The organism is Spiribacter pallidus, assembly GCF_040838495.1.
Taxonomy (GTDB): Bacteria; Pseudomonadota; Gammaproteobacteria; order Nitrococcales; family Nitrococcaceae; genus Spiribacter; species Spiribacter pallidus.
Window position 1 is genome coordinate 33,463 of sequence record NZ_JBAKFM010000003.1, and the last position, 25,108, is coordinate 58,570.

Here is a 25,108-nt window from a genome sequence, read left to right on the forward strand (position 1 = left end):
CCTGCGTGCCTGGAAATGCCGCGGATTATAGCGCAAAGGCGCGCCGGAGGCAGCGCTAGTCCAGTCGCCCCGCGTTCGCCTGCCGCCGCCTTGCATGCACTGACGGGTGCAGAACGGCGTCTTCCGGTATCCGACGCGGCCGCTCACCACCAAAGAGCCAGACCAGCAAACGCCCCGGCCACCGTTGCCAGGGCCGATGCATGGGGGCGAAGGGATCCGGTGGCTGGGCAACGGAGTAATCCTCACGCACGCGGAGCCCCACGGCCTGGGCCTCGGTCAGCATCCAGCCCAGCGCAATCTCGGCAAGCCCGCGTCGGGCATAGCCACCCCCGACATCGCCGTGGGCGCCGGTAAACCAGCGCTGCCGCAGCGTTTGGTTCGTGCCCAGACGGTCCGGGGACCACAGCAGCGGCTCGAACTTGGGCCGGCGCTCGTTGATGGCAAGGGCATGCCGGGCATGCCGCACCGACGCCGCGAGCGTTGTGTCCATAATCACTGCACGGCCGTAGAGATAACCCAGCGAGGCCACCGTGTCCCAGGCGCCGATGAAATGCACGGGACAGGCCCGGGCGTAACGTTCAGCGAATGCCGCCCGTTCGCTGGCCGGCGCTCGCCGGGTATAGAGCCGCAGCGCCTGGTGCTGGCGCCGTGGATCCGGCTCCCGTATCAGCCCCACCCGGTCCAGCAGCCCACTGAGCGCCCGCATGGCATAGGCACCGCGGCTGTAACCCAAAAGAAACACCCGATCACCCGGGCGGTAGTGACGCACCAGAAACCGATACCCGGCGGCCATATCCGCGACCAATCCATAGCCGAACCAGCGCCCCAGCAGCCCTTCCGGGCCGTTCCCCAGACCCGGGATGTAGCAGACCGACTGATCCGCGGCGTTTTCTGGCAGCCGCCTTGCCAGATGCACGACGTTAGACGCCGGATCGGAACGATCCTGACCGGTGCCGTCGCAGAGGATGACGATATTGCGGGGAGTGAGCGGCGGGGACATACCGCCATTGCAGCACTCGTTTCAGCCTAGTTTTGTGATGATCCTCGCAATACTCGCAATATCACCAACCGCTTCAATCACTCTGCATAAGCCTTTCCTTCCACGCAGCAACCCTCCCCCTATCCCAATTGGAAATCGCGGAGCTAGCATGAGACCGATAATAATGATCCTCTTCACTTAAATCGTTAGGATCCTGGTACCACGGCAAATGACGCGCAACATAAGGAAAATCCGTCCTAAGACACGGGTGATGCGACTGCAGCCCATCATAAGGCCTGTAAACGGCGAAAGTCGTGTCTATATCGGCCTCAAAAACCCCCGCTTCTCTCTCTGTCCTCCAAAACTGTGACTCCCATTTCATGACTTCTTCTCTTAATGGGTAGCGCCTCGGAAGATCATCAATCCTTAAACCAAGTCCAGCTTTAGACACGTCTGGATATTTTTGGAGCAACTTCAATAGATATAGCGCAGCGTCAGAAGGACACTCTTCACTAGGCACAACATCCGGATCGGTCAAGACATAGGGCCGATCAGACGCATGTCGCTGAATTACGCCAGATAGCCATGGCGCCCGGTGGCCGAGGTTTTTCCCTGTAAAGACCACACTGAAGGAGCATTTTTGAAGAAACTCTACTAATGGCGGGTAGGTGGAAGCATTATCGACTAGCCAAATATCTGAATGTCCCGATTGCGTGAGCCAACTCAATAACTGCTTTAATGGCTCAAGCCTGTCACGAACCGGAATAAATACAGGGATATCATTTTGACGCATGACGTCTCCTCAAATCCGCATAAAACTTCCGAAAGGGATAAGTAAATCGCATCAATCGTGTAGCATGAAGTCGACGCAGCTCATCTTGAACAATACTCAGCTGGCACCGAAGTTCTTCAACTCGGTGATCCGATGCTTCCTCGGACAAAATAATGTCCTCGAGCCTTACGATCTCTGAAGCCATTTCCTCCATAAACCGCATCAGTTCTAGAATGCGGAATTGAAACGACTCATTCTCCAACTCAAGACTTGTCAGGACCTCGCTGAGCTCTTCCGCTTCAGATTCACTCAACGTACGCGCATGCACTCCCGGTGAACCGGACGAGGAACTGGCGAAATCCTTTTTTCTAGGCATTGAGCCTCCGATACTTGCGCAACTACTGCTGGAAGGGAAGATGAAAGAAAAGTTTAGAATTAATATCAGAACCGTCAAAATACCGCAGGCCATTCCTTCCAACAATCCCATCCAAACCCGACCCTACCGCATAAGGAACATAGATCCTGAGCGGAAAAGCACTTCTCAAGCGAAAAACAAGACGCCGTCTAGGCTGGACTGGTATAATATAGCTTAATCGGTATCAGTGGGTTCTCTATGAAAGTGCTCTACGTCGCGGGCCGGGAAGAGGCCTACTCCCGCACGCGCATCATCATCTCCGCACTTGAAAAGCGAGGCCATGACGTGGTGACTTGCTTGCCGCCGGATAGGCGCTTTCGTCACTACCCACGGCTGGCCTGGCAGGCGCTGCGGCGGGCCAGTGACTGCGACGTGGTCCTGATCGGCTTCTACGGTCAGTTCCTCGTCCCGCTTGTCCGCGCGGTCACGCGCAAACCCATTGTGTTTGACACCTATGTCACCACCTACGACACCATGGTGCTCGATCGCGGCAAAGCCCGTGCCGGAACCATCAAGGCCTGGTTCTACGGACTTCCGGATCGGATCGCCTATCAGCTGGCAGATATCAGTATCCTCGACAGTCAAACGGTCATCGATCATTTTGGTCGTCTCTTCAATGTCGAGACCGAACGGATGAGGCGGCTTTTTCTGGCCGTCGACGATGGCGTCATCCATCCGCGGCAGGACCAGCCGGAGGAGAGCGCCTCGACGCCCACGCCCGATCAGCCGCTGATCGTTCATTTTCACGGCGAGTTCACGCCTTTCCACGGTGTATCCACCATTATCCGCGCCGCCGCGCGGCTCAAGGACCGACCGGTGATGTTTCAGATTGTCGGGCGCGGCATCACCTACGACGCGGATCGTGCACTGGCTGTGTCGCTGGGTGCGGACAACATTCGTTTCATCGATCCGGTACCCTACGCCGAACTGGCCGATCTTATGGCGCGCGCCGATATCTGCCTGGGCATCTTTGGTGACAACCCGAGAGCGGAACTTGTCATTACCAACAAAGTCATCGAGGCATTAGGGATGCGCAGACCCCTGATTACCCGGATGACCGGACCAGTCCAGGAACTGCTGGAGGATGGCGAGAACGCCCGCCTTGTCCCACCGGCAGACGCACAGGCGCTTGCCGACGCCATTATTGAACTTGGCGATCGGCCACAGCTGAGAGACCATCTTGCCTCGGCGGGGTACCAGACGTTTCTCAGCCACTCAACCACGGAACAGCTCGGGGCAGGCCTCGAAGAGATACTGGCCGAAGCCATGACAGCGCATGACGTCTCACCCAGAGAAAGGACGGAGAATTGAGTCAGGAAAACATCGAGACAGCCATACTTGGCGGGGGACTTGCCGGCCTCTCTGCCGCCTATCACAGCAAAGGCGAGGCGACGGTCTTTGAGAAGGCGAGTCGGCCCGGCGGGCTGGCCTGTTCGGAGCAGACCAACGGCTTTGTCTTTGATTATGCGCCCCACATTCTTTTCCCGGAGACCGAATACGCAGCAGACCTGGTTCGGGAGCTTCTGGGGGATAACCTCAACGTGCAGGCACGCAAGGCCTATCTCTATCACCTCAAGTATGACCTCTACTCTCGGTTCCCCTTCCAGTCGCATCTCCACGGCTTGCCGGTGGATGTCATCGTGGACTGTCTGGCCGGGCTGATGGAGGTCATGCGCGACCCCGATCGCCCTCAGCCGACGAATTATCGGGAGTGGATTTACTGGCGCTTTGGCCGCGGTATCGCCGAGCATCTGATGATCCCCTACTCCGAGCGGGTCTGGACCATTGATCCGCGACACATGAACTTTGACTGGATTGACCGCCGGGTGCCCGAACCCGACATCGAGACCGTACTGCGGGGGGCACTGCATGATGAGAGCAGTCAGTCGGGAGCGACCAAGGAATTCTGGTATCCAAAGGATGGCGGCATCGAAGCACTCCCCAAAGCCCTTGCCGCGAGGGTCGAGGATTTGCGTCTCGAGCAGGTAGTGACTGGCATTGACCCGATCACGCAAACCGTGAGCTTCTCGGATGGGCGCAGCATTCACTACGAGTATCTCATCTACACGCTGCCGCTGACTGCGCTGCCTCAACTGATGCCCAGTGTGCCCGAGCCGGTCCGTCGCGCCATTGATGGCCTGCAGTTCAACCGCATCGACTGCGTGAACATCGGGATCAATCGCCCGGACATGAGCCCCCATCACTGGCTCTACTTCTATGAGGATGACTTCATCTTCCACCGGATCAGCTTTCCTCAGAACTTCTCGCCGGCTACCTGCCCCCCGGGGACAAGCTCAGTCTGCTGCGAGGTGGCAAGTTCGGACCATCGCCCGCGGCGCATTCATGATCACGACCAACTCATCCAGGCAGTCATCGACGGACTCTGCAGAGCGGGGATCATGCGCCACGATGACGAGGTGCTCGCAGCAGACGTCCTGCCAATCGATCCGGCCTATGTCATATACGATCTGGACTATCACGAGAACGTGAAGACGATCCACCAGTGGCTGCTCAGTCAGGGTATTCACCCCTGTGGCCGGTTTGGCGACTGGGAGTACTACAACATGGACCACAGTATGATGAGCGGTAAACGCGCCGCCGAAGAGATCGCCGCGATAGAGCCCGTCACTTAGGCCGCATCCCGCCCACTACCAAGCCAGGCCGCCAGGCCGACGAGCGCTACAGGCACCACCAGTGGCAGCCCCATTGGCGCAACCGCGCCGCTGCCTATCGCAAACGCCGTCGGCCAGAGTACGCCAAGGTTGAAACAAAACACCGCCAGCGTCACCCGGGTGTGGCCCAGCCTTGCGGCCGCGTGCTGATAGGCATGGCTGCGATGCGCCTCATGGACACGTTCGCCCCGCAAAAGACGCATTATCAGCGTAAGGGTGGCATCCACCCAGAAAACCGACGCAAGGCCGATACCCGCCCACAGCAACAAGGGCTGTATGTGGCCGGCAAGCAGGGTGAGGAGCCCGAGACAGAGACCGAGAAACCCGCTGCCCGCGTCCCCCATGAAGATGCGCCCGGCCGGAAAGTTCCAGGGCAGAAAGCCGAGGCTGGCCGCCGCAATGAGCCCCCCGACAGCCACAACGGCCGGGTGCGGCCCGAGGACAAGCGAGATCAACGCAAGCCCCCCGGCAACGCTCAGCGCCTGCATGCCGGCGATGCCGTTGATGCCATCCATGAAGTTGAAAAGGTTGATCATCCACAAAAGGTAGATCCACGCGAGGCCATCCCCCAACCAACCGAGGTCATGGGTGTCACCCGCTAAAGCAAGCGGCGGCAGACCGCCCAGCCACAGCAGCGCCCAAGCAGCGGCGAGCCCATGAACCCCGATCCGCCAGACCGGCGCAACACCCATTCGATCATCCAGCCAGCCAACGGCAGCGACCAGCCCAGCGGCACCGACAAACATCAAGAACTGCGCAGGACTGATCCAGCCCGTCAGGGCCATCAAGGGCAGGCCAAGGAAGGTGACGGCCACAATGGCCAGCCCGCCCCCGCGCGGCGTAGGCACGCTGTGGGAACTGCGCGCATTGGGAATATCCAGCATCGAGTGACGCAGCGCATAGCCCCGCAAAGCACCGGTGAAAACGGCGGCCAGGCCAACGGCAATCCATAGCGCAGGGGCCAGCCAGATGAGCGCAATACCGGCGTCAGCACGGCTCATGGACGATATTGTCCCGGATTTGTCCCATCGCAGACTGCCGCGCGGACCATGCGCCGCAACCCCTCCTCCAGCGAGAGCGGTGGCTGCCACCCGAGTGCCGCCTGGGTGTCGGCGGCATCCATGCAAAGTGACTCCGTCAGCCGAAGCAGGCGCTGTGACTGCCCCGTGACAGCCGCGGCAGCCTGCAACACCGGCAGCGGGACACGCAGCAGCCTGGGCGATCGCCCCAATGAGGCAGCCAGATACCGGACAAGGTCCGGCGTCGACGGCATCCGTGCATCGCGCATCAGCCAGACATGCCCAGCAGCCGCCGGGGTGTCGATGCAATAGCAGATGCCATTGATGAGGTTATCGAGACCAATAAGAGAGCGCCGATTATCGCAGGCGCCAAATGGCAGCGGCAAACCCCGGCGTACCGCAGCGAGCAGCGTGGCCATGTTGCCCCCCACACCAGGCCCGTGGACCAGCGGCGGTCGAATGACCACCACCTCCAGCCCGGTTTTCTCGGCGATCGCCCAGAGGCGGGACTCCGCTTCGGCCTTAGAGCGGGCATAAGCATCCGCCGGACGGGGTGGATCTTCCGCTCGGAAAGGCGCCTGGGGCGACGCACGCTCGCCATTGACTTTGATACTGGAGAGAAAAATCAATCGGCCCACGCCGGCGGCTGCGGCTTCCTCGGCCAGTCTTGCGGTGCCATGGGTATTGACCTCGCGAAAAGCAGCCTGGTCGGACTGCGCTGCGCGATCCATGACATGCACCCGAGCGGCGCAGTGAACCACCACATCCACACCACTCAACGCCGTGCGCCAATGGGTATCCGCGTTGATATCGCCGACGACGACTTCATCCGGCCGTTCACCCAGGCGCTGCCGGGTAAGCGCGCGGACAGGACGGCCCTGTGCCATCAGCGCCTGGCAAAGGCCCTGGCCGACCAGCCCGCTGGCACCTGTCACGCCAATGCAGATTCCCATTCAAGCCCCTGATACGATTAGCTGAATGGATCATGATAGCGCTCGCAAACGGAGGCGTCTCGTCGTGAGGCGAAGGATTGCATGCCCGAGCAACGACGATTGAAGGTTTTCCTGACCCTTGCGGTCGGGTCGCTCATGGGCGTAGCGGTTGCTGCTGCCGGGCTGGCGTTCAACCACCCGGCAACCGTTTCGATGACCCTGACCGGACCGGGAACGCCCGCGGAGTTATTCTACAACCTGGGTGAGCAGGGATTTCACCAGACCCGCACCGAGGCCTGGCGACTGCCAGATGACGAACCCACCACCCTGCGCCACAGCCTGCATGGGGTCCGCCCACTCACGGCCATCCGAGTGGATCCGGCGCAGGCGCCGGGAAAGCATGTCGACATTGCCGAGGTGCGCGTCGAGACCCCCTGGAGGACCTGGGAGGCCCAGGGCGATGCGCTGCTCGCCTCTCTGCGCCGCCACCATGACCTTCAGATCAATGGCATCGATGATAAGGCGTTGCAGACGCTCAGCACCGGAGCCGACCCGCAACTCATCATCGACCTCCCCACGACAGCCATCGAGCGGCCGGCCTCCGTCACCTACCGCCTGCTGATCGCCGGCGGCGCCGGCGGTTTGCTGCTCACCGCGCTCGGCCTTGCTATTCGGCCGCTCATACCAGCGCGACGACGCCCTCGCCCGGGCATTATCATGCTGGCAGGCGCCATTCTGCTGCTGACGCTCCAGTCCTGGCCGCTCATCACCGACAAGCCCATCTATGGCGATGGGGCGCAGAATGCGGTCACCACCTACAACCTCTGGAAACATGGCGTCTTCTCCCACGCCTCCGGCAGCCCACCGCCACCCAGTAATTGGCGTGAACCGCTACCTGCCATGGCCGCCGCCATCTGGCTACAAGCCACCATGCCGGAGCGCGAGGCTGTCACCGCCCAATCTCTATCCCGTGGCGAGCACAGCATTGATTTAAAGCGCAGCAACCTTATCTGGATTGCGCTGGGGCTCATCGGCTGCGCCTGGCTGGTGCAGCGACTGACCGGCAGCGTTTACGCCAGTCTCTCCGCGCTATTGCTGAGCTGGCTGTACTTTTTCGGATTTCCCGAGCGCATCGATACCTTCTACACCGAACTCCAGGCCGGCACGCTCATGCTCTGGTCAGGCATTGCACTGCACGGCCTGGCCACCACAAGGAACTGGAGGTGGGCGCTGACGGCAGGCGTTCTGATGGGGCTGATGGCACTGACCAAGGGCATCATGTTGTACGTCGCATTGGTGGCCATCCCGCTGTTTGTGCTGGTGCTCCGGCCAAAACCGCAGACATCCCTGGGCGTCATCGGTGCCGGTCTGGTCATGGCACTGGGCACCGCGCTCGTCATCACACCCTGGATGACACGGAACATGATGCTGCTCGACGAGAGCAGTGTCACCGACCGCGGCGGATTGATCCTCTATGGCCGCAGCGTTCTCAATCAGATGCGCAACGAAGAAATCCCGGGTGTTTTCTACCTCTATGGCCCGCAGCTCTACAAAACCATAGTGGCCGGGACGCAACTGGGACCCATTGGCAATGACTTTGAGCGCGGCGGGCGCTGGCAGCGGTTGAACCGGGGAGCCTCGAGTTTTGCCGGTGCCGACCTGCGCGCCCAGGCCGCCGGCCGCCCCGAAGATGCCATCAGCTTTCACCGCCGGGTGGGGGCTGAATACAACCGCCGCATCCAGCAGCACCGTGATGACGGCCACCCACGGCCCCGCCTCGCCGCCGGCGCGGGCATGCAGCGGGATGCCATCGACAGTATTCTCAGCAACCCGGGCCGGCATCTGGTCATGAGCATTCCCTGCCTCTGGCGGGGCTACTGGGGATTGCCGGATGCAGACTTGCCAGCGCTCTCCGTGCAGCGCCAGACATTCATTCAGAACATGCTCAACCTCACCGGCGGCGCAGCGCTAATCGGGCTTTTCCTAACCGGACTGCTCGCCCGACGGGGCGAGCTGGTGGGCTGGACGCTGATGGCCGGCGGAACCATCGCCGCCTATGCCATGCTCACCCACAGCATCCCGCGTTACATGGCCCCGACCCATCCGCTGATGATGATCGCCCTGGTGGTTGTCGGCTGGTACGGATTGCAGGTATTGGCCCGGGGTGCCCAGCGAATCAGCGCTGCAGCCGGCTGAGCAGCTTGCGCGCCACTTGCCGGGTCGTGATCCGCCAGTCCCGGGCCAGTGTGCGCAGATGTGGCGCAATGCCCTCGGGTTCGATCAATTTGCTGTGCTCGACACTGAATACCGGGCGCTCGGTTAGCTGGCAGATCTCCACAGCCTGGGCATAACTGCTTTCAATAAAAAGCGCATGCGGCGTGCTGGCATAAACCTCTGCCTTGAATCTTGCATGGCCGCCACCCCAGCGGCGTTCGCGGGCCGTGACGCCCTCAAGCATCACCAACTCTCCATACTCGACGCCATGCCGGGCCAGCCAGTCTTCAGTCAACGCCCGGTATTTGCCAAGCCGTGAGGTCACAACCGTGCCGACCGGCTTCGTTGGCAGAAGCCTCGGTGCGGCCTGTTCGAGAAACTGCCGGTAGCGAGGCCCATCATCATTCTCCCGCCGTCCCGGATCCTCGCAGAGCACACCATCGATATCCACACAGGCATGGGCGAGCGCCCAGTGATGCATGTAGTTCCACTCAAAGAGCCGTGGATGATTGATGATCTCAAAATAGAGATCCACCGAGAAAAAGTTGCTGGGTAGGGCAAATAAAGCCAGATAGGTGACCCGGGCATTCAGACCCAGGGACTCGACATGCGCGCGGGCCCGATCCATTGCCTCGCCGGTGCTGATGCTGTCATCCACGATCAGCACATGACGGGCTTTCGAGACCGACTCAATCCAGCTGGCACGGGGCCGCGTGGTGCCGGCAGGCTTTAGCCGGTCTTCGGCCAGCCCCTCCAGATCAGTCACCGGAAGATTCTTCTGAAGGGCGATAAGCACGGCTGCCATCAGGCCACTGCGCGGCACACCGACCACCAGGTCCATATCCTCGGGCAGCCTGTGCAGATTGGCTCCGATGGTCTGGTTGAGGTGGGCGAACGTGACGAATTTCATGCGGCTTGAGATCCCGGCTTTTCAGGCAGGCGCCCGAAGTGCTTGTAAAAATAGCGGGCAATGCTGCGCAGATGCCACCCCATGTAGCGCAGGTCACGGCGGCTGGCACGCTGGGCGTGGTGAACCGCGGTCGCACCAGGGACAACCTCGACCCGGTAGCCCCGTTTCCATAGCCGGGCACAGAGATCGACATCTTCGTAGTAGAGATGAAAGCCCTCGTCGAATCCGCCCAGCCTGGCGAACACCGCCCGGGGGAAGAACAGGAACATCCCACCCAGCCAGCCTGCCGCCTGGGGAGCGTCGCCGGAGATCGGGACGCGGCCTTCATGACGTCCGAAGGCCTTGCGCACCAGATCCATTGGCGACGGGAAGAAGCGGGCGTTATCGTCGAACGCGCCATCTGGCGCGAGCATGCGCGGTGCAACCACCCCTACCTCGGCGGCATCGACGGCCTCTTGCAGGGCCGGGAAAGGATCTGATGGCAGCCGCAGGTCCGGATTGAGCACCGCAAACCATTCACCGCCCCCCTGCTCGAAGGCGCGGTTGTGGTTGGCACCAAATCCCTGCGGCCGGTCATTGTGCCGCCACCGGATGTCGGTGCGTGAAGCGATGGAGCCCGGCAATGCCTCAGGGACGTTGAGGGTGATGGTCAGCGCGAGGGGCGTGGCCAGTGCATCCAGATCTGCCACGAGCCCCTCGAGCCAGGCGCCCTGGTCATGGGAGATGACCGATACTTTGAGTGGCGCCTCAGCCGAAATAGTCATCGAGAACGTCCTGGGTCGGGCCGCTGGCGCGAATACGCCCATGCTCAAGCCAGATGACCCGATTACAGGTGGCCTCCAGCAATGAACGGGTATGACTGGCCAGCACCAAGATCTCGGTGTTGTCCACCAGCGAGCGCATGCGGGCCTCGGCCCGATGCCGGAAATCCTCATCACCGGTGGACAGCCACTCGTCCATCACCAGGACCTGGGGCTGGATCGCGGTGGAGACCGCAAAGGCCAGTCGCAGCTGCATGCCGGATGAGTAGGTCCGAAAAGGCATATCAATGAAATCACCGAGCCCCGAGAAATCGATGACCCCCTCCATCCGCGCCCGTGACTCCGCCGGTGGCAGGCCCATCATGGCGGTGCGCAAGCGTATGTTCTCCCGTCCGGTGGCTTCAGGGTCGATGCCAAGACTGATGTTGATCAGCGACACGCACTCGCCGTGGATCTCGGCGGTTCCCCCCGTGGGATGATAAATGCCGGAGAGCACCCGCAGCAGGGTGCTCTTGCCCGAGCCATTGTGCCCCACAAGCCCCAGCCGATCGCCGGCGCGGATATCCAGGGTAATCCCCTCAAGGCCGCGGACGGTGACGTGACCATGGGCGCCGCGGTTGATGCTACCGCCGGTCATGCTCTGCAGCATGCGGTTTTTAAGGGACAGCGTCGCGGCGTTGAAAACCGGAAAATCGACACAGACATCCCGCAGGCTGATTGCGGCCTTTTCGTGTTGTTTGCTGCTCATAACCAGTAGGCGATGCGGTTGCGGTATTGACCGAAAAACAAGATGGCGACAAGCCAGCCCAGCGCGGCCATGCCGGCCGGGATCAACCAGTTCAGCGCCTGTGTGGCCTCACCCATCAACGGCGCGCGGATAATGGTGATCCAGTGGTAGAAGGGGTTGAGGTTGATCAACGCTACATCCACACGGCGCTCGAGCAGCTCCACCGTCCAGAGAATCGGCGTGAGGTAAAAGGTCACCTGCAGGATATTGGCGATAATCTCGGTCACATCCCGAAAGCGCGCGCAGATGATTGCCAGAATCAGCACCGCCCAGGTCAGATTGAGCGTCAACAACACAAGACCGGGCAAGGCCAGGAGCGCCTCGGGGCCTACCGGACGCAAGAACACCAGAAAAACCACTGGGATGATGATCAGGTTGTGCGCCAGGATCAGGATGTTGCGGTAGACCACCGTGGCAATATGCGTCGCCAGCGGCATCCGCACCTGCAGGATCGTCTCGCCGGCATCGATGAAGGCGGTGCAACCCTCGCCCAGGGTCGCGGAGATGTAGCCCCAGAGGATCAGTCCAATCGCCAGGTAGGGAATGAAGGTCTCTCGATCGAGTCCGAAGAGACTGCCGAACACCAGGCTGAGTGCGGCAATCAGCACGCCTCGGTTGATCGTCAGCCAGAAGGGTCCGATTTTTGAGCGCCGATAGCGGGTGGCGATCTCCTGCCAGCCCAGGGTAAGGGTGATATGCCCGTGGCGCAGCGCTGCCCCGACATCGGCGAGCCCCTGGGCCGCGGCGGCACGATAGGAATGGGTCATGGACGTAAGAAATGCCTGCGCTGGATGTGCGCATAATATACAGCACGCTCAAACGACACGTGAAATGATCACTCTGCCAAAGGTATGATACCGCTCATTAAAGGAGCCTCGCGTCGGGCATAAGGGAGATGACGGGATGCACCAGGCACTAAAGGATCTGCCGGAACGCAGGAAGGGAATCATCTCACTGCTGGCAGGGCTCACGCTGGCAGGCTGTACCAGCAGTGGATCGGATGTGGCCAGCGTCCCCAACCCTTACGTGGTGGAGACCGGGGGTGTGCAGGTGGCGACCATGCGCACCTTCGGCGACAGCTATTCCACACCGGGGTCCTACGGTCTGCCCTGGAGCGATTACCTGGCCTCGCTGGGTCGGGTGCAGGCGGTGGAGCCTTACGCCGTCGGCGGTGCTCAGGCCGCCGTAGGACTGCGGAACTCGTTCAACGTGCAGGTGGATCGGTTCCTGGCCTCCGGCTCGCCGGTCGGCCCCCGGGACCTGACCGTGGCCTATTTCGGCTATAACGACATTGGCCGCGGGGGCAGCGTCGATGGCCTGGGTATTGCCCGGGCCGGCTATGAACTGGGAGTCAACCGTCTGCTCAATGCCGGCGTCACCGCCGCCGGCCAGCGGCTTTTTCTCACCCAGATCCACGACTGGAGCCGCAACCCCGGCGTGAACCCGGCCGTCGCGCCCGAGGTACAGAGCTGGAATGCCTTTGTGGCTGGCGTCGCCAACCGCTCATCCAGCATGGTGGCGGTCGACCTCTACACCGCGCTCAACCGCGTTTATGCCGACCCGGCGCGGTTCGGGTTCGTTAACGTCACCGACGCCAGTCGCAGTCGGGCATCGGTGGACTACCTCTACTCGGATGACCTGCATTTCGGCGCCCGTGGCGCCACGATCATCGCCCGCACGTTCAACCACTACCTCACACGCGGCTGGGACTGGGCCAACAGCCTGAGTGCCGGGGCGAGCGCCAGCCAGCGCCTGGCCTCGGACATCGACAGCGGTGTGGTCTTCATGCGCTTTAAAGACAGCGGCGCGAACCCACTGGAGCGGCGGGGACTGTCGCTGATGCCGCTGGGGGATGCCGGCGATGACCGGGGGCTGCTGCTTGACTATGCCGCCGGTGCCGACCGCGGGCTGCGGCTGGGCATGGCCCTGGTCAGTGACAGCGTTGAGCGTCAGCGCCTGGCGGATGACGGCATCACCCGTCAGCGGGATCTCGCGAGCGATGGCATGGCCGCTTACATGGCGCTGGAGAAGGGCATGCTCCAGAGCACCACCCAGTTCAACCTGATGAGCCACAGTCACACCGGGCGCGGACAGGACGATCTCATCGCGCGCCAGATCTCACGAGATGTGAGCAGCCGCACCTACGCCATGCGCCAGCGCCTGCAGGCCTTCATGCCGATGGGGGGATTCACTATCGCACCCTGGGGGTCGATCGGCCATCAGCAGCAGGCGATGGATGACGCCAGCTACGAAACGCTCTACACCTCACGCAGCACCGTCACGACCGGCGGCTATGGCCAATGGCTGGCGGGGCTGGGCGTCGAGGCCTACACCCCGGCCTTCGATCTCGGCCGCCTGGGCCTGCTCAACATCACCGGCTCGGTGGGGATGCGCGAGCGACTGGGCAACCCCCATGTGGATTTCACATTCGAGGAAACGGCCCTCCCCGGTGTCAGCCAGGTGGAGCGAGTGGCGCTGGGGGATCTCAATGAACGCCGTGCCGGATTGGGCGCCCGCCTGGATCTGAGCGACACCACGTCAATGGAGATGGGCTATGCCCGGGTCGAGCGCAACGATGCCGACACCGAGCAGTTCGACATCAACTTCAGCATGGCGTTCTGAGCCCCGGGGCATGACGGTGGGCCGAGTTCAGTGGATCGATGCCGCGAAAGGCATTGGCATCGCACTGATCGTCATCGGCCATGTCTGGTCGATGACCAAGCCGAGCCTGGCCTACCAAATCATCTACGGCTTCCATGTCCCGCTTTTCTTCCTCCTGGCCGGGCTCACTTTCAATCCTGACCGGGAATCGACAACCGGGGCACTGGCCCGCAAGGCCCGGACGCTGCTCATTCCTTATCTTTGTTTCGGCTTGCTGGGGTATTGCGTCTATGCCGCGGGTTATCTTCTCGCTGAAACGGCCGGCCTGCGGCTGCAAGGCTTCAGCTACGGCCTTCTGCAGCCGCTTCTCGGGCTCGCTTACGGCTCTCTGGGCGACGGGAGGCTGGCCAACAGCCCAATCTGGTTTTTAACCGGGCTTTTCTCGGCCTTTGTCATGATCCGTCTCATCCATGCAGGGCTCCACCGGCCGGTGTTCCGCGTGCTCGCGATTGGCGCGATCTTTTTGCTTGGCCTGTGGATTGGTCCACGCTGGACCCTGCCCTGGAGCATGGCGCCCGCCATGCTGGCACTGCCTTTCATGGCCGCCGGGATGACACTGCGACAGACCAACCCCCTCTCACGCCTGGATGGCCGCGCCCGCATCGCCGCCTTGCTGGCAACGGCTGCGATCACCGCGGCGGCCCCCTTGAACGGGCACATGCAGCTCGGCCATGGGCTTGTCGGCAACCCGGTCCTTTATCTGGTCTTTGCAACCGCGGGCAGCGCCACCGTGTTACTTTTCTCTCAGCTGCCGCTTGCACTGAACCGGAGCTTTGCCACCATCGGCCGTCACAGCCTGGAAATCCTTGTCTGGCATATGTTGATCATTAAGGCGGTGCAGGTGGTCCTGGCCGTTGCAACCGGATTGGACATGGCCGCGCTGACCGAGACATTTCTGCCGGGCCTGGGAGTTTTATGCCTCACAGCCTTGCTGACAATCGCCGCCAGCGTCGTCACGCGGCGCTGGATACCCTGGACATTGGGGGGCAAAGGCTGACCGTGACACCAGCACCTAGACCGTGACCAAAAGCTTGGTCGGTGGCGCACCTGTCATCCCATGCCAGCCGTCCACAGCCCCCCGGACCATCGCACTGAGCGACGCCTCGCGTCTTGGACCCGCCAGCCCCACCCAGGCCAGGAGCCCCAGGCTGCGCCAGACATCCCCCCATTTCCACAGCCCCGACAATCCAGCCCTTCGATAGAGCAGGACGCTGTTGCGCATCATCATGTAATAGCGCCATGGCGGATAGACCGCCACCGAGCGCCACCGCCCCAGCCAGACCCGCCGCTGGCGCTCGCCCAGGCAATGGCTGAACGACACCGTCGGGACCCCCACCAGCGACCAGCCCCGGGCGCGGGCACGCAGACACCATTCGGTATCCACATGGTCGATGAAGAGCCCCTCATCCATGTCACCCACATCGTCCAGTGCGGCCACCGGGATCAGCGATCCGGAGGCGATGAGAAAGTCCACGGCCACCTCAGCACGCTCACCGCGGGGATGGACACGGGAGAACCCCCACGGCCGGTAGACCACGAATCCTGGCCATTCACCGCCATTGGGCTGATGATAGGCAGGCCCCACGGCCGCCACCCGCTCACCATCATTAAAGCGGCGGGCGAGCACTCCGGCGAGCGTCTCAATGCCCTCCGCCGTTGGCAGGGTGTCCTGATCGAGCAACAGCACGGCATCCACACCGTGGTTCCGCGCCCGAGCCAATCCCTGGTTCTGGGCGAAGGCCAGACCCCGATTGTCTTCATTGAACAGCCAGTCGACCGCGGGATGGGCCTCGGGCAACGCTGTTCGCTGGGCCTTATCGGCCTTGTTGATGACCACGATGGTGGCCGAGCAGACGGACTGGAGACGGTCGATCAGCTCGGCTAGACCGTCCGAATCCACCCGATAACCCACGACAACCGCAGCAATGCGCATGGGCTCAGCCAATGGAAGTGGCCTGCGCATCACCAGCCGCGGGCCGCGGCTCACCAGTGTTCACTGTCGGCCAGGTCTGCTTCAGCGAAAGATTGGGATTGAAACATGGGTCGATGGCCTCGAGGCGATACGGCGCGTAGGCCCGACGGGACTGCGCAAAGTCCACCGCCGGCACCACCGGGCTGCGCGACTTCGACTCGTGATGAGTAAGCCGCGCTTCAGCGACAAGGACGTTGTGGCCAGCCTCTTTGCGCGCCGCCAGGGCAAAGGCCACGTCACTGCCGCAGATCAGAAACGCTTCGTCCAGACCCCCAATGGCATCATAAACGCTACGACGAACGGCCATGCACGCACCGGTCACCGCCAGCACATTCCGCGTGATCACCGGCGAGACAAACGGATTGTCCACCCCGGGATGGGCCGCCGCCGCACCCTTGAAGACATGGTCCGCCCAGCCTCCCATGCCCAGTACGACCCCACTGTGCTGCAGGGTGCCATCCGGGTAGAAGAGCAGTCCCCCCGCAACGCCCACGTCCGGCAGTGCCGCGTAGCCGGCAAGGGCCAGGAGCCAGTCCGGACTCAGGACCTCCGTGTCGTTATTGAGAAAAACGAGCACCTCGCCATCCGCCGCTTCGGCCCCCAGGTTATTGACCGCCGACCAGTTGAAAGCCATGTCCGCGCGAATAACCCGCACGGGGGACGAATCAGCATCGATGTCGGCGAGATAGGCGAGGGTCTGGGGATCGCTGGAGCCGTTGTCGACGATAATGATCTCGAAATCGATATCACGCGTCTTCTCGAGGATGCTCTCGACGCACGGCCGCAGATAGGCAAGCTGGTCGCGGGTCGGAATAATGATCGAGGCCTTGAACGACGGATCCGCTGCAAAGGCCAGCCGGTAGGTGAGCGGATACTCACCCGCCTCTACCGTGGCGTTTAGGGACGGATAGCGAGAGCGGACATAACCGGCGACCGCCTTGCGGCCGGCCGCCTCGGCATAGGGTTTGGCGCCATCGCCCTGAGCGGTGCTGCCAGCATGGACACGCCAGTGGTAGAGCACCCGCGGGATATGGCCAACCGCTGCGTCGCCGGCCGCCTGCGCCGCCTTCAGCCACAGGGCATAGTCCTGGGCGCCGTCCACCCCGGCATCGAAGCCGCCCACCTGCTCAAGCAGTGCCCGCTCCAGGGCCACCATGTGCCCAAGATAGGCCTGGCTGACGGCAAGATGAGGTGACCAGTCCGGCTTGAAAAAAGGCGCCTGGGGGCGATCTTTCCCATCAATCTGATCCTCGTCGGAATAGACAAGCCGCCAGGCCGGGTTGTCCTGGATGGCCGCTGCCAGCCATAGCAGTGCATCGGCATCAAGACAGTCATCATGATCGAGTAGCACCACCCAGTCCCCCTCAGCGAGGGCCCGGGCACTATTGCTGGCCGCGACAATATGGCCGCGCTCCGTGCGCCAGCTCACCCGAATGCGGTCATCCTCGGCCGCCAGCGCACTGAGCCTTGCTCTCACGGCCGGATCGCTCGAGGCATCGTCGGCGATACACAGCTGCCAGTGCGGCCAGGACTGATTGCGAACCGACGCCACTGCGGCATCCAGCCACTGCATGGGTGGGTCACAGACCGGCAGCAACACCGAAATCACCGGTGTGCGGGCCTCATCCAGACGCTCAGCCACATGGCGCGCCTGCACCACCGTACGAGCTGCCTGGCGACGACACCAGACGGCATAGTCCCCGCCGGGCTGCCCGGTCAGCCAGCGCTTCAAGCGCCGACGATGCTGTCCGGCCAGCCCGATCGCAAAGGCCACGCCATCCCCGATGGTGGTGAGCAAACGCGTACTGATCCCCAGCGCCACCGCCGGCCCCGGCCCAATCACCGGCGAGAACAACACCAGTAGAAGACCTTCCCGCACACCCAACCCCCCCGGTGCACCCGGGACGACATAACCAGCAACCCAGGCCGTGGAGAACAGCAACGTAAAGACCAGAAAACCGCCCGTCTCCACACCCAGCAATGCCCGTAGCTGGGCGGTCACACTCAAGCCGAGCAGACCGAAACAGCCAAGCAGCATGGTGCCGGTGAAAAGCGCTGTGACCGGGCGTGGCAGAGCGATTGTCGCGTTGTTGCCCAGACGGCGAGCAACACCCGGCAGCCAGCGATTGAGCGCAGCAATAGCCGGCCAGGGCAGAATGGCACTGGCGACACCCAGCAGCAGGATGACGCCGGGGTTGTTCAGCAGGCTAAACCCAGCCTCCAGCGGCCTATCCAGCAACCAGACCAGGGTAATGGTAGCTAGGCCAAAACCCAGCGCCAGTGTCCAGAGAACCTCAAGCAGGCTTGTCCCCAGTGCCGGACCCAGCGGAAGCCCAGCCGCCCTCGCCAGGGCCGCACGGCCCAGAAAATGACCCACATTGCCTGGCAGATACTTGCCGATCTGGGAAACGGCAACAATCCGCACCGCGGCCCCCACGCCCACATGCACGCCCTGATCGCGCATCAATGCGCGCCAGATGATCCCCACCAGAGAGACCGTTAAGGGTACGACCGCAATCGCAAAAAGCGCCGAGCCCAGGGCCAAACCGTCCGTTCGTAACGGCGGCATTTCGCGACTGTGCCGCATCAGCGCGGTGATGAAATACGCCAGCCCAACAACAACAACGGCCAGACCCAGACGGCGTGGCCAGGGGTTTGCCGCCGGCTTAGAGGTCTCCGTCACGTTGCTGATCAGCTTTTCGGTCATAGCGCAGCATCAGCGCATGGGTGCGGATCTCTTCGAGCATCTTGCGATTGGCGGCCAGCAGATCGGCGAGGAAAGCCACGAGGAAGGTCTGGAAGCCGACCACCAGTAAGGATCCGGAGAGGATCACCGACTGGACGTTACCTAGCCCCTGGCCGGTCCATCGCAGATAAAGATAGCGCACACCCAAAAGAAGACCCGCGGTGAAGATCACCGCGCCTAGGGTGGAGAAGAAACGGAACGGTCGGTAGATCACCAGGACGCGGATGATGGTCGCCAGACTGCGCTGGATATAGGAGGGAATGCTCGTCATCAACCGGGACGGACGCAGATCCTCGTTGACCCGTACCGGTACGGTCTTGATGGCCAGATTTTTCTGCCCCGCCTGGATCACCGTCTCAAGGGTATAAGTGTAGTCACTGAACACCATCAGATGCTGCGCCGTTTCGCGGCTCATGGCGCGAAAACCGCTGGGGGCATCAGCGACATCGGTCCGGCTGGCCACGCGCACCACCCAGCTGCCCAGACGCTGGAGCCATTTTTTCAGCATGCTGAAATGCTCAATGTTCGAGATGGGTCGACCGCCGATGGCCAGATCCGCCTCGCCGGTGCGGATCGGCTCAACCAGCGCGGGGATGTCATCGGCGTTGTACTGATTATCGGCATCGGTGTTGACGATGATGTCCGCCCCTCGCTCCAGGCCCGCTCGAACCCCGGTCATGAAGGCCCTCGCGAGCCCCTGATTGCGACGGTGCCGTACGACATGATCGACCCCACTTTCCCGCGCGACCCGCACGGTCTCGTCGCTACTGCCATCGTCAATAATCAGCCACTCGACCTGATCGATGCCGGGTATCTCGCGCGGCAACTCCGCCAGGGCCTGCGCCAGGGTTTCCGCTTCGTTATAACAGGGGATCTGGATGATGAGTTTCATCTTCTAGGGCCTCCGCCAGGCCGCCATCAACAGGACGGCAATAGTAAACGAGACAATCGCGAGCAGCGCATACGCATCCTCCCTCGCCTCAGGCGCAGGGCGCTTCACCAGCAGGCGATGGACGATGAAAGGCTCGCCCCCAGCGTTTTCACGATCCTGCCACAGGGCCACGGCCTGCTCGGCCGGACTGTCACGACCGGTGATTGTAACCGTAGCCGGCTGTCGGGCGATCGCTTCGAGGCTGAGCGCATCAAAACAAACCGCATGAAAGCGATTATCCCGAAGCTCATCGACAAAAACCTCGGCTTCAGCCGTCTGTGCCTCGCCGTCAATCACCACATCCAGGACACCCACATTATCGGCATTCCCGAAAGTGGCGAAATAAAAAGACAGACAAAGCGGGCGATCGCCGAAACGCGCCAAGGAATGGGGCTGCAGGCGTGACCAGTCCACCGGTTGCGTCACCGAGACCCCGGTGGCGAGCCGATCGGTTTTTTTCGGATGCGCCAGATGCGGTTTATTGTCCAGCGGCTTGAGGCGATAGTCGGCAATGACCTCATCATATCGGGCCGACAGGATCAGCAAGGCAAGCCCCGTGACCCCCAGCAGCGCCAGACTGCGCCAAAACACCCGCCATGCCTTGCCGCTCAAAGTCGCGTCTCCAGATAAAACGGGATGACATGCGCGATAAGCGCATCACCAAGACCCGTCACCATCGCGATGCCAGCAAGGGCGAGAAGCCACGCCGGAATACGCAGGCCGCTGACGGCGACGCCCAGTCCGGCAATCAAAAGCGGGAAGACCGGATAGAGATAGCGCCCATGCACGCCGGTTGGATAGCCCAGAATGGTGAAGCCCTTGTGGATCTGCAAAAAGAGAATCACCCCGAAAACCGCGAAGGCGACCGGGCCGTAAAAAGCAATCCGCTCTCGCGGCGATCCGCCCATCACCAGTAAGGGGAGTGCCAGGGCTGCGGCAATGGGTGGGGCAAGCATGACAGCCGTATGCAGGTCGCCGAAGCGGTAAGCAGGCCACTGACTGGCTGTAAAAAGCGCCAGACTGACGCTCGCTCCAACCAGGGCACCAACCGCAATGAGCCAACGTGACCGACCCTTTCGGGCCACATGCGAGACAACCCACCCGCGCACCGAGCCATCCCGCTCAGTGCCATCGAAGCTGGGCTCTCCATATTTACCCCAGCGCTTCAGCGCCACGGCAAGCAGATAAACCATGAAAACACCAACAGCGGCAGCGAGCACGATGGCAAAGACCGTCCGCGATAGCCCGAAAACCTGCGTCATACGGATGCCGCTACAGATATCCTGCAACGCCGGGGTGACGCACTGACCCGAGAACCCGATCAATCCATGGAAATGAGCCATGAACCATTCCATCACGGGCCAGTTGGTCAACAACTCTGCAAAGCCGGCGCTGTGACGCTCTCCCTCGAACGCCGCATCGAGCCCGGAGCGGTAAAAGGGCTCGCCGAAAAGCACCGCGTTGCGCAGCATCCATAGCCCGGCCGTTGAGACTGAAACCGCGGCCAGACCAAAGGCATGCAGCCACCAGCGCCAGCCGCGTGCCGACATTTCATAAACCAGCATGGGCCCGAGAACGGCAATAAGCACCCAGGCAGTCATCTTGGTCGCACCCGCCATGGCAAGCCACACGGCACAGATATAGGCATCCTGCCAACGCTTTCGCTGGACGAATCGAGCAAAGAAAAGCGTCGCCAGGGCTGAGACGAGAAAAAGGAATATATCGTTATTGGCGCCTGAGGCCAGGTGCAGGGTTGTCGGGATAAAGGCAACGCCACCGGCGACTATGGTCGCTCTGGCACTGTCAAGCCCGACCGTTACCAGAATCCGATAGAGCACCAGGACCAACAGACCCAGCGACAGTGCCGAGACCAGGCGCGGCACAAGGCCGAGCCAATAGTGATCACCACCGCTCACCTGGTCCACCACCCGGTAGGGAAGCGCCGCAATGGCGTAATAAAGCGGCGGATGCTGGGTAATGTAGTTATTGCGGTCCTCGACCCCCCAGACCTCCGGGTCATACCCCCAGCGCCCGACGGTCATTTTTGCCTCGCCCAGCCTTGGCAGAATCTCGCCATTGGCAAGGTCATGAACATAAGAATAGTGACCGGATTCATCGGGTGTGTCGCCAAAAGGCGTCACCCGGGCGGCCATGGTGACGGCCAGCGCCGCCACCACAACGGCAAGCATCACCACCGTCCAGCTCCAGCGACCGTTGGATGCGCTGATGGCGTCAGTCACTGGCCACACTCCCGGATTTCTCCTGCCATTGCTGCCAGACGGCTTCGGCCAGCGAACTGAATGACGGGGTGTGGGCCTGATAATAGGCGAGCAGATCCTGGGCATGGGGCATGCCCACCGGTTCGGCCGTGTAAGCATCAAGTGCGCGGGCCAGGGCGTCGGTCAGGCCGCGGAGGTCCCCCGGTGCCGGCGCGCTGACCCGGTTGCTCCATGCCTGCGGGTCTTTGTTGGCATAGCGATTGGTTACGACCTGCAGCCCGGCGGCCGCCATTTCGAGCGGCGGGTAGCTTGGATGCGGTGAGACCATGAGCGACAGCCCCGCATGGGCTCGCCGGAGCTCAGCGGCGTATTCATCCAGCTTGAGCTTACCCCGCGACTGCAACCGGCAGCCACGGCCGAGATCGATGTCCGCATGCGGCTCGCCCACCGAGATAAAGGCCCAGTCGTCGTATCGGCCGTGGGCCACCAACCGCCGGAGGACATCGACCACCACGGCAAAGGCGTTACGCTCCACCGTCGGTCGGCCATAGACCAGCACTCGGCGCTCCCGCGAGCAGGGATCGGCCTTGATGGTGGCCGCCAGGGTTTCATTGATCACCGGCTCAAACGCAAGCGCATCCGCCGGCAAATACCCATGACCGGCCATAAAATCCCGCAGCAGCGTGCTGTTGCATACCGGCACGATGCGCTGCGGGCTGCGATAGGTCTGCTCGGCCAGGGCATATCTCGATGACCAGGGATAAAACCCGGGCTCGAAATCCTGGATCAGGTAAATAAAAGGGGCTTTAGTGGTCAGTTCAGCGGCGAGATGGGCCGTCCACCAGGCCGTTGCAATCACACACTCATCCGGCCGCATTGCAAGCGGCGCCTCGCGCCCGCCGGCCGGGATAATGACATTGCCCGGAGCATCCTCCTCGCCCAGCCCGGCAATGCGCCAGTCCGAAAAACGGGCATGCTCTTCGGCATCCAGCGACGCCTCATCGGTGACGACGATGCGCAGATCATCCACCTGGCCACGAAACCCCTCCAGAAAACCCATGGCGGTCGCAATGCCACCAAAGTAATGACGGCGGGATAGGCCGGGCAGAAGCAGCGTCACACGGCGCCGTGAGGATGCCCTCCTTACCGCCGGTAGAGGATCTATTTCGCCGACTTCGGGCCGGGCATGCCGGATTCGGCTGATCTCTTCGAAGAGATTGCCATAAATGGCCCGCAACCACCGCTGCAGCCAGTGCTGTAGCAATAGATAGCGCAGCAGCGGTTTCAACATGCCCCCGGTGCCTCAGTCTCAATCGCTTAAATCATTGAGACCAGAGGATACACGCTTGTCGGTTCGCTCGCCCGGCGCGAAGAGCGCCTGGTGATACAGCCAGTCGGGGAAGGCCTGACTGCGTTTTTTATACTCACCGGGCTCGAACTGCGCACAGACGCCCGACTCGCGGATATAGGCGAGGACCGGCGTGGAACCGCCAGTGTAGAGCCGGGAGAGCACCTCGGGCAGGCAGTAGAAGGGCCGGCCCGACATCTCCTCGATCAATGCCTGCCGGCGCTCAGCGTCGGCGTGATAGACGTAGGCAGGGACATCACCCACCACTGCCGGGTCAGCGTGAAAGCCAAGGGCATAGTCACGGTTGCTCTCACCCACCGAGAGGAAATAATGCCTTGGCAGTATGCCGTGGCGGTGAAAATACCGCCCCAGCGATGGTTTGTGGTCACCCAACACAAGGATGAGTGCATCCGGGTTATCGGCCAATACTCGATCCGCGAATGCAGTCATGTCCTGGATGGAACGCTTCATTTTGTAGGCGAAATGGGCCTCACCCCAGTCATCCTCCTCACCGTAGGGGCCGTGACCATAAATTGAGGTGAGAAAGAAAAACGCCGGACCGGGCACGGTACCCCGGCTATCGAAAACGGCATCGTAGAGGATGCGATCACGCGCCCAGACCTCCTCTTTGGCCGCCATGTCCTCCAGCGACAGGAAGTCTTCGAAGCCCAACCTGGGCAGCATCACGTCACGGCGCCAGAAGGCCGCCCAATTGTTGTGCGCAGCCCGGGTGCTCCAGCCATTCTCAACCAGCGCGGCGGGGTAGCTGTCGGTGGACGAGCGGATATAATCGATATACCCCTGGTAAATGACACCGTTGAGTGCTCCATTGGCGGGAAGACCAGTGATCAGCTCGAAAGCGGCATTAACTGTCCTGCCCCCATAGACCGGAGATATGGCGCGAAATCCCTGGAACCCGCGATCGCGCAGCGGCTGGAAGTTGTCCGTGAAGTGCAGCGTATCGTGCCAACAGGCCTCACAAAGAATGACGATGACTTCATCGACACTGCTCGGCGGATCAGCCGACCGGCCGGCAGCCTGCTGATAGGCTTTTTGTTCGGCTTCTGTTGCCGCATCCGGCAAAGCGATGCGCCCGGTGTGCAGGACATGCCAGAAAAGGCCGTTGTAACGCACATTCAGCGACCAGTCGAAGGATAGATACCGTATGCCCATTTTGCTCAGCACCACTTCCATGGGCTGGGCCACCGGTTCCACGCTGCGGCTGAGCGGTGCATGCAACACCAGCGGTGTCAGGAGCACGGCCGTTAGGAAATAATGCCGGGAAGAACGCAGACAACGGCGGCGGAAGTAAAGCACAGAAACCGTGACTGCCGTTATGGCGAGGCTGATCGCCCCAACATCCAGGGCACTGGCGTAGGGCAGGACCACATCCAGGTTGGCGGTGCTGGAGATATCCGACCAGACCAGCGGTTCACCGGTCTCGGCAAACTTCACCTCATTCATGCGCGAGAGCACATACCCCGCCAGCAGGGCGATCGCCGCCGCCAAAGGCCGAGCCATCACCGTGGCAAGAGCGATATACAGCCAGACCAACGGCAGTGTGGCGAGAATGGCCTGCAGAGCCCGGCGCTCTCCGCGGAACACCAGGGAGAAGTCCTGCATCTCCACGGCAAAGAGCAGGCCAACAGCAGCGACGAGCGCGATAAAAAATAAAGACTTGGCGAGCGCTATTGGCTGCAGTGCGATGAAGTTCCTAAGCCCATCCACCACGTTTTCGGCAATCCATTTCCGACGGTGTCATACAATGGT

21 protein-coding genes are annotated in these 25,108 nt (G+C 61.9%); 5 read left to right on the forward strand and 16 right to left on the reverse strand.

Going from position 1 to position 25,108, the window contains the following annotated elements:
* Nucleotides 1–55: 55 nt before the first annotated feature.
* The 3 genes from V6X73_RS06615 to V6X73_RS06625 form a co-directional block, all read right to left on the reverse strand.
* Complete coding sequence (locus V6X73_RS06615) at nucleotides 56–1,000, reverse strand: DUF2235 domain-containing protein (RefSeq protein ID WP_367959301.1); 945 nt, start codon at nucleotides 998–1,000, stop codon at nucleotides 56–58.
* Nucleotides 1,001–1,073: 73 nt separating this feature from the next.
* Complete coding sequence (locus V6X73_RS06620; RefSeq protein WP_367959300.1) at nucleotides 1,074–1,772, reverse strand: glycosyltransferase family protein; 699 nt, start codon at nucleotides 1,770–1,772, stop codon at nucleotides 1,074–1,076.
* A complete protein-coding gene (locus tag V6X73_RS06625) occupies nucleotides 1,759–2,127 on the reverse strand; it encodes a hypothetical protein (protein ID WP_367959299.1) in 369 nt (122 codons plus the stop codon). Before V6X73_RS06625 ends, V6X73_RS06620 begins: the two co-directional genes overlap by 14 nt.
* Before the next feature lie 237 nt (nucleotides 2,128–2,364).
* Between V6X73_RS06625 and V6X73_RS06630 the strand changes: the two genes are divergently transcribed.
* Together V6X73_RS06630 and V6X73_RS06635 are read left to right on the forward strand one after the other, a co-directional pair.
* A complete protein-coding gene (locus V6X73_RS06630; RefSeq protein ID WP_367959298.1) occupies nucleotides 2,365–3,477 on the forward strand; it encodes a glycosyltransferase in 1,113 nt (370 codons plus the stop codon).
* A complete protein-coding gene (locus V6X73_RS06635; RefSeq protein ID WP_367959296.1) occupies nucleotides 3,474–4,799 on the forward strand; it encodes a protoporphyrinogen/coproporphyrinogen oxidase in 1,326 nt (441 codons plus the stop codon). Before V6X73_RS06630 ends, V6X73_RS06635 begins: the two co-directional genes overlap by 4 nt.
* Here V6X73_RS06635 and V6X73_RS06640 read toward each other — a convergent pair.
* Together V6X73_RS06640 and V6X73_RS06645 are read right to left on the reverse strand one after the other, a co-directional pair.
* Entirely contained in the window at nucleotides 4,796–5,839 is a 1,044-nt protein-coding gene (locus tag V6X73_RS06640; RefSeq protein WP_367959295.1) for an MraY family glycosyltransferase, read from the reverse strand. The genes V6X73_RS06635 and V6X73_RS06640 overlap by 4 nt on opposite strands.
* The gene (locus V6X73_RS06645) at nucleotides 5,836–6,810 is read right to left on the reverse strand and encodes an NAD-dependent epimerase/dehydratase family protein (protein WP_367959293.1); all 975 of its coding nucleotides are present in this window, start codon (nucleotides 6,808–6,810) and stop codon (nucleotides 5,836–5,838) included. Before V6X73_RS06645 ends, V6X73_RS06640 begins: the two co-directional genes overlap by 4 nt.
* Nucleotides 6,811–6,891: 81 nt before the next feature.
* Between V6X73_RS06645 and V6X73_RS06650 the strand changes: the two genes are divergently transcribed.
* The gene (locus tag V6X73_RS06650; protein WP_367959292.1) at nucleotides 6,892–8,985 is read left to right on the forward strand and encodes a glycosyltransferase family 39 protein; all 2,094 of its coding nucleotides are present in this window, start codon (nucleotides 6,892–6,894) and stop codon (nucleotides 8,983–8,985) included.
* On the opposite strand, the gene V6X73_RS06655 is transcribed toward V6X73_RS06650, so the two are convergent.
* From V6X73_RS06655 to V6X73_RS06670, 4 genes are read right to left on the reverse strand one after another with little or no spacing between them, the layout of a single operon-like run.
* On the reverse strand, nucleotides 8,966–9,913 hold the full coding sequence (locus V6X73_RS06655) for a phosphoribosyltransferase family protein (protein WP_367959291.1): 948 nt from the start codon (nucleotides 9,911–9,913) through the stop codon (nucleotides 8,966–8,968). The two genes, V6X73_RS06650 and V6X73_RS06655, sit on opposite strands and share 20 nt — an antisense overlap.
* Nucleotides 9,910–10,677 (reverse strand): glycosyltransferase family 2 protein, encoded by a 768-nt coding sequence (locus V6X73_RS06660; RefSeq protein WP_367959290.1) that lies wholly within the window; start codon nucleotides 10,675–10,677, stop codon nucleotides 9,910–9,912. The genes V6X73_RS06655 and V6X73_RS06660 overlap by 4 nt, the downstream gene beginning before the upstream one ends.
* The gene (locus tag V6X73_RS06665) at nucleotides 10,661–11,422 is read right to left on the reverse strand and encodes an ABC transporter ATP-binding protein (protein WP_367959289.1); all 762 of its coding nucleotides are present in this window, start codon (nucleotides 11,420–11,422) and stop codon (nucleotides 10,661–10,663) included. The genes V6X73_RS06660 and V6X73_RS06665 overlap by 17 nt, the downstream gene beginning before the upstream one ends.
* Complete coding sequence (locus V6X73_RS06670; RefSeq protein ID WP_367959288.1) at nucleotides 11,419–12,228, reverse strand: ABC transporter permease; 810 nt, start codon at nucleotides 12,226–12,228, stop codon at nucleotides 11,419–11,421. Before V6X73_RS06670 ends, V6X73_RS06665 begins: the two co-directional genes overlap by 4 nt.
* A 136-nt stretch (nucleotides 12,229–12,364) precedes the next feature.
* On the opposite strand from V6X73_RS06670, the gene V6X73_RS06675 reads away from it, so the two are divergent.
* Both V6X73_RS06675 and V6X73_RS06680 read left to right on the forward strand, forming a co-directional pair.
* A complete protein-coding gene (locus tag V6X73_RS06675) occupies nucleotides 12,365–14,083 on the forward strand; it encodes a hypothetical protein (RefSeq protein ID WP_367959287.1) in 1,719 nt (572 codons plus the stop codon).
* Nucleotides 14,084–14,093: 10 nt separating this feature from the next.
* Nucleotides 14,094–15,119, forward strand: coding sequence for an acyltransferase family protein (locus V6X73_RS06680; RefSeq protein WP_367959286.1), 1,026 nt, complete (start codon nucleotides 14,094–14,096; stop codon nucleotides 15,117–15,119).
* Between the two features lie 15 nt (nucleotides 15,120–15,134).
* On the opposite strand, the gene V6X73_RS06685 is transcribed toward V6X73_RS06680, so the two are convergent.
* Genes V6X73_RS06685 through V6X73_RS06715 form a run of 7 tightly spaced genes read right to left on the reverse strand, consistent with a single transcriptional unit; the run spans nucleotide 15,135 to nucleotide 25,069 of the window.
* Nucleotides 15,135–16,055, reverse strand: a complete 921-nt coding sequence (locus V6X73_RS06685) for a glycosyltransferase family 2 protein (protein WP_367959285.1) — start codon at nucleotides 16,053–16,055, stop codon at nucleotides 15,135–15,137.
* Nucleotides 16,056–16,059: 4 nt separating this feature from the next.
* Nucleotides 16,060–18,801 (reverse strand): glycosyltransferase, encoded by a 2,742-nt coding sequence (locus tag V6X73_RS06690; RefSeq protein ID WP_367959283.1) that lies wholly within the window; start codon nucleotides 18,799–18,801, stop codon nucleotides 16,060–16,062.
* Nucleotides 18,761–19,732 carry a glycosyltransferase family 2 protein gene (locus tag V6X73_RS06695; RefSeq protein WP_367959282.1) on the reverse strand — a complete coding sequence of 324 codons (972 nt, stop codon included), beginning with the start codon at nucleotides 19,730–19,732 and terminating at the stop codon, nucleotides 18,761–18,763. Before V6X73_RS06695 ends, V6X73_RS06690 begins: the two co-directional genes overlap by 41 nt.
* 3 nt (nucleotides 19,733–19,735) lie before the next feature.
* Complete coding sequence (locus V6X73_RS06700; RefSeq protein ID WP_367959280.1) at nucleotides 19,736–20,383, reverse strand: hypothetical protein; 648 nt, start codon at nucleotides 20,381–20,383, stop codon at nucleotides 19,736–19,738.
* Nucleotides 20,380–22,011: an ArnT family glycosyltransferase gene (locus V6X73_RS06705; protein WP_367959279.1), complete on the reverse strand. Its 1,632-nt coding sequence runs from the start codon at nucleotides 22,009–22,011 to the stop codon at nucleotides 20,380–20,382. Before V6X73_RS06705 ends, V6X73_RS06700 begins: the two co-directional genes overlap by 4 nt.
* The gene (locus tag V6X73_RS06710) at nucleotides 22,004–23,281 is read right to left on the reverse strand and encodes a rhamnosyltransferase WsaF family glycosyltransferase (RefSeq protein ID WP_367959278.1); all 1,278 of its coding nucleotides are present in this window, start codon (nucleotides 23,279–23,281) and stop codon (nucleotides 22,004–22,006) included. The genes V6X73_RS06705 and V6X73_RS06710 overlap by 8 nt, the downstream gene beginning before the upstream one ends.
* 18 nt (nucleotides 23,282–23,299) lie before the next feature.
* The gene (locus tag V6X73_RS06715; protein WP_367959277.1) at nucleotides 23,300–25,069 is read right to left on the reverse strand and encodes a sulfatase-like hydrolase/transferase; all 1,770 of its coding nucleotides are present in this window, start codon (nucleotides 25,067–25,069) and stop codon (nucleotides 23,300–23,302) included.
* Nucleotides 25,070–25,108: the final 39 nt, after the last annotated feature.

Coding starts and splice junctions, on each gene's coding strand:
- V6X73_RS06640 (WP_367959295.1), bottom strand. CDS start 5,839: ATGAGCCGTGCTGACGCCGGTATTGCGCTCATCTGGCTGGCCCCTGCG.
- V6X73_RS06695 (WP_367959282.1), bottom strand. CDS start 19,732: ATGAAACTCATCATCCAGATCCCCTGTTATAACGAAGCGGAAACCCTG.
- V6X73_RS06690 (WP_367959283.1), bottom strand. CDS start 18,801: ATGACCGAAAAGCTGATCAGCAACGTGACGGAGACCTCTAAGCCGGCG.
- V6X73_RS06645 (WP_367959293.1), bottom strand. CDS start 6,810: ATGGGAATCTGCATTGGCGTGACAGGTGCCAGCGGGCTGGTCGGCCAG.
- V6X73_RS06655 (WP_367959291.1), bottom strand. CDS start 9,913: ATGAAATTCGTCACGTTCGCCCACCTCAACCAGACCATCGGAGCCAAT.
- V6X73_RS06660 (WP_367959290.1), bottom strand. CDS start 10,677: ATGACTATTTCGGCTGAGGCGCCACTCAAAGTATCGGTCATCTCCCAT.
- V6X73_RS06630 (WP_367959298.1), top strand. CDS start 2,365: ATGAAAGTGCTCTACGTCGCGGGCCGGGAAGAGGCCTACTCCCGCACG.
- V6X73_RS06675 (WP_367959287.1), top strand. CDS start 12,365: ATGCACCAGGCACTAAAGGATCTGCCGGAACGCAGGAAGGGAATCATC.
- V6X73_RS06665 (WP_367959289.1), bottom strand. CDS start 11,422: ATGAGCAGCAAACAACACGAAAAGGCCGCAATCAGCCTGCGGGATGTC.
- V6X73_RS06670 (WP_367959288.1), bottom strand. CDS start 12,228: ATGACCCATTCCTATCGTGCCGCCGCGGCCCAGGGGCTCGCCGATGTC.
- V6X73_RS06620 (WP_367959300.1), bottom strand. CDS start 1,772: ATGCGTCAAAATGATATCCCTGTATTTATTCCGGTTCGTGACAGGCTT.
- V6X73_RS06615 (WP_367959301.1), bottom strand. CDS start 1,000: ATGTCCCCGCCGCTCACTCCCCGCAATATCGTCATCCTCTGCGACGGC.
- V6X73_RS06650 (WP_367959292.1), top strand. CDS start 6,892: ATGCCCGAGCAACGACGATTGAAGGTTTTCCTGACCCTTGCGGTCGGG.
- V6X73_RS06680 (WP_367959286.1), top strand. CDS start 14,094: ATGACGGTGGGCCGAGTTCAGTGGATCGATGCCGCGAAAGGCATTGGC.
- V6X73_RS06710 (WP_367959278.1), bottom strand. CDS start 23,281: ATGTTGAAACCGCTGCTGCGCTATCTATTGCTACAGCACTGGCTGCAG.
- V6X73_RS06685 (WP_367959285.1), bottom strand. CDS start 16,055: ATGCGCATTGCTGCGGTTGTCGTGGGTTATCGGGTGGATTCGGACGGT.
- V6X73_RS06625 (WP_367959299.1), bottom strand. CDS start 2,127: ATGCCTAGAAAAAAGGATTTCGCCAGTTCCTCGTCCGGTTCACCGGGA.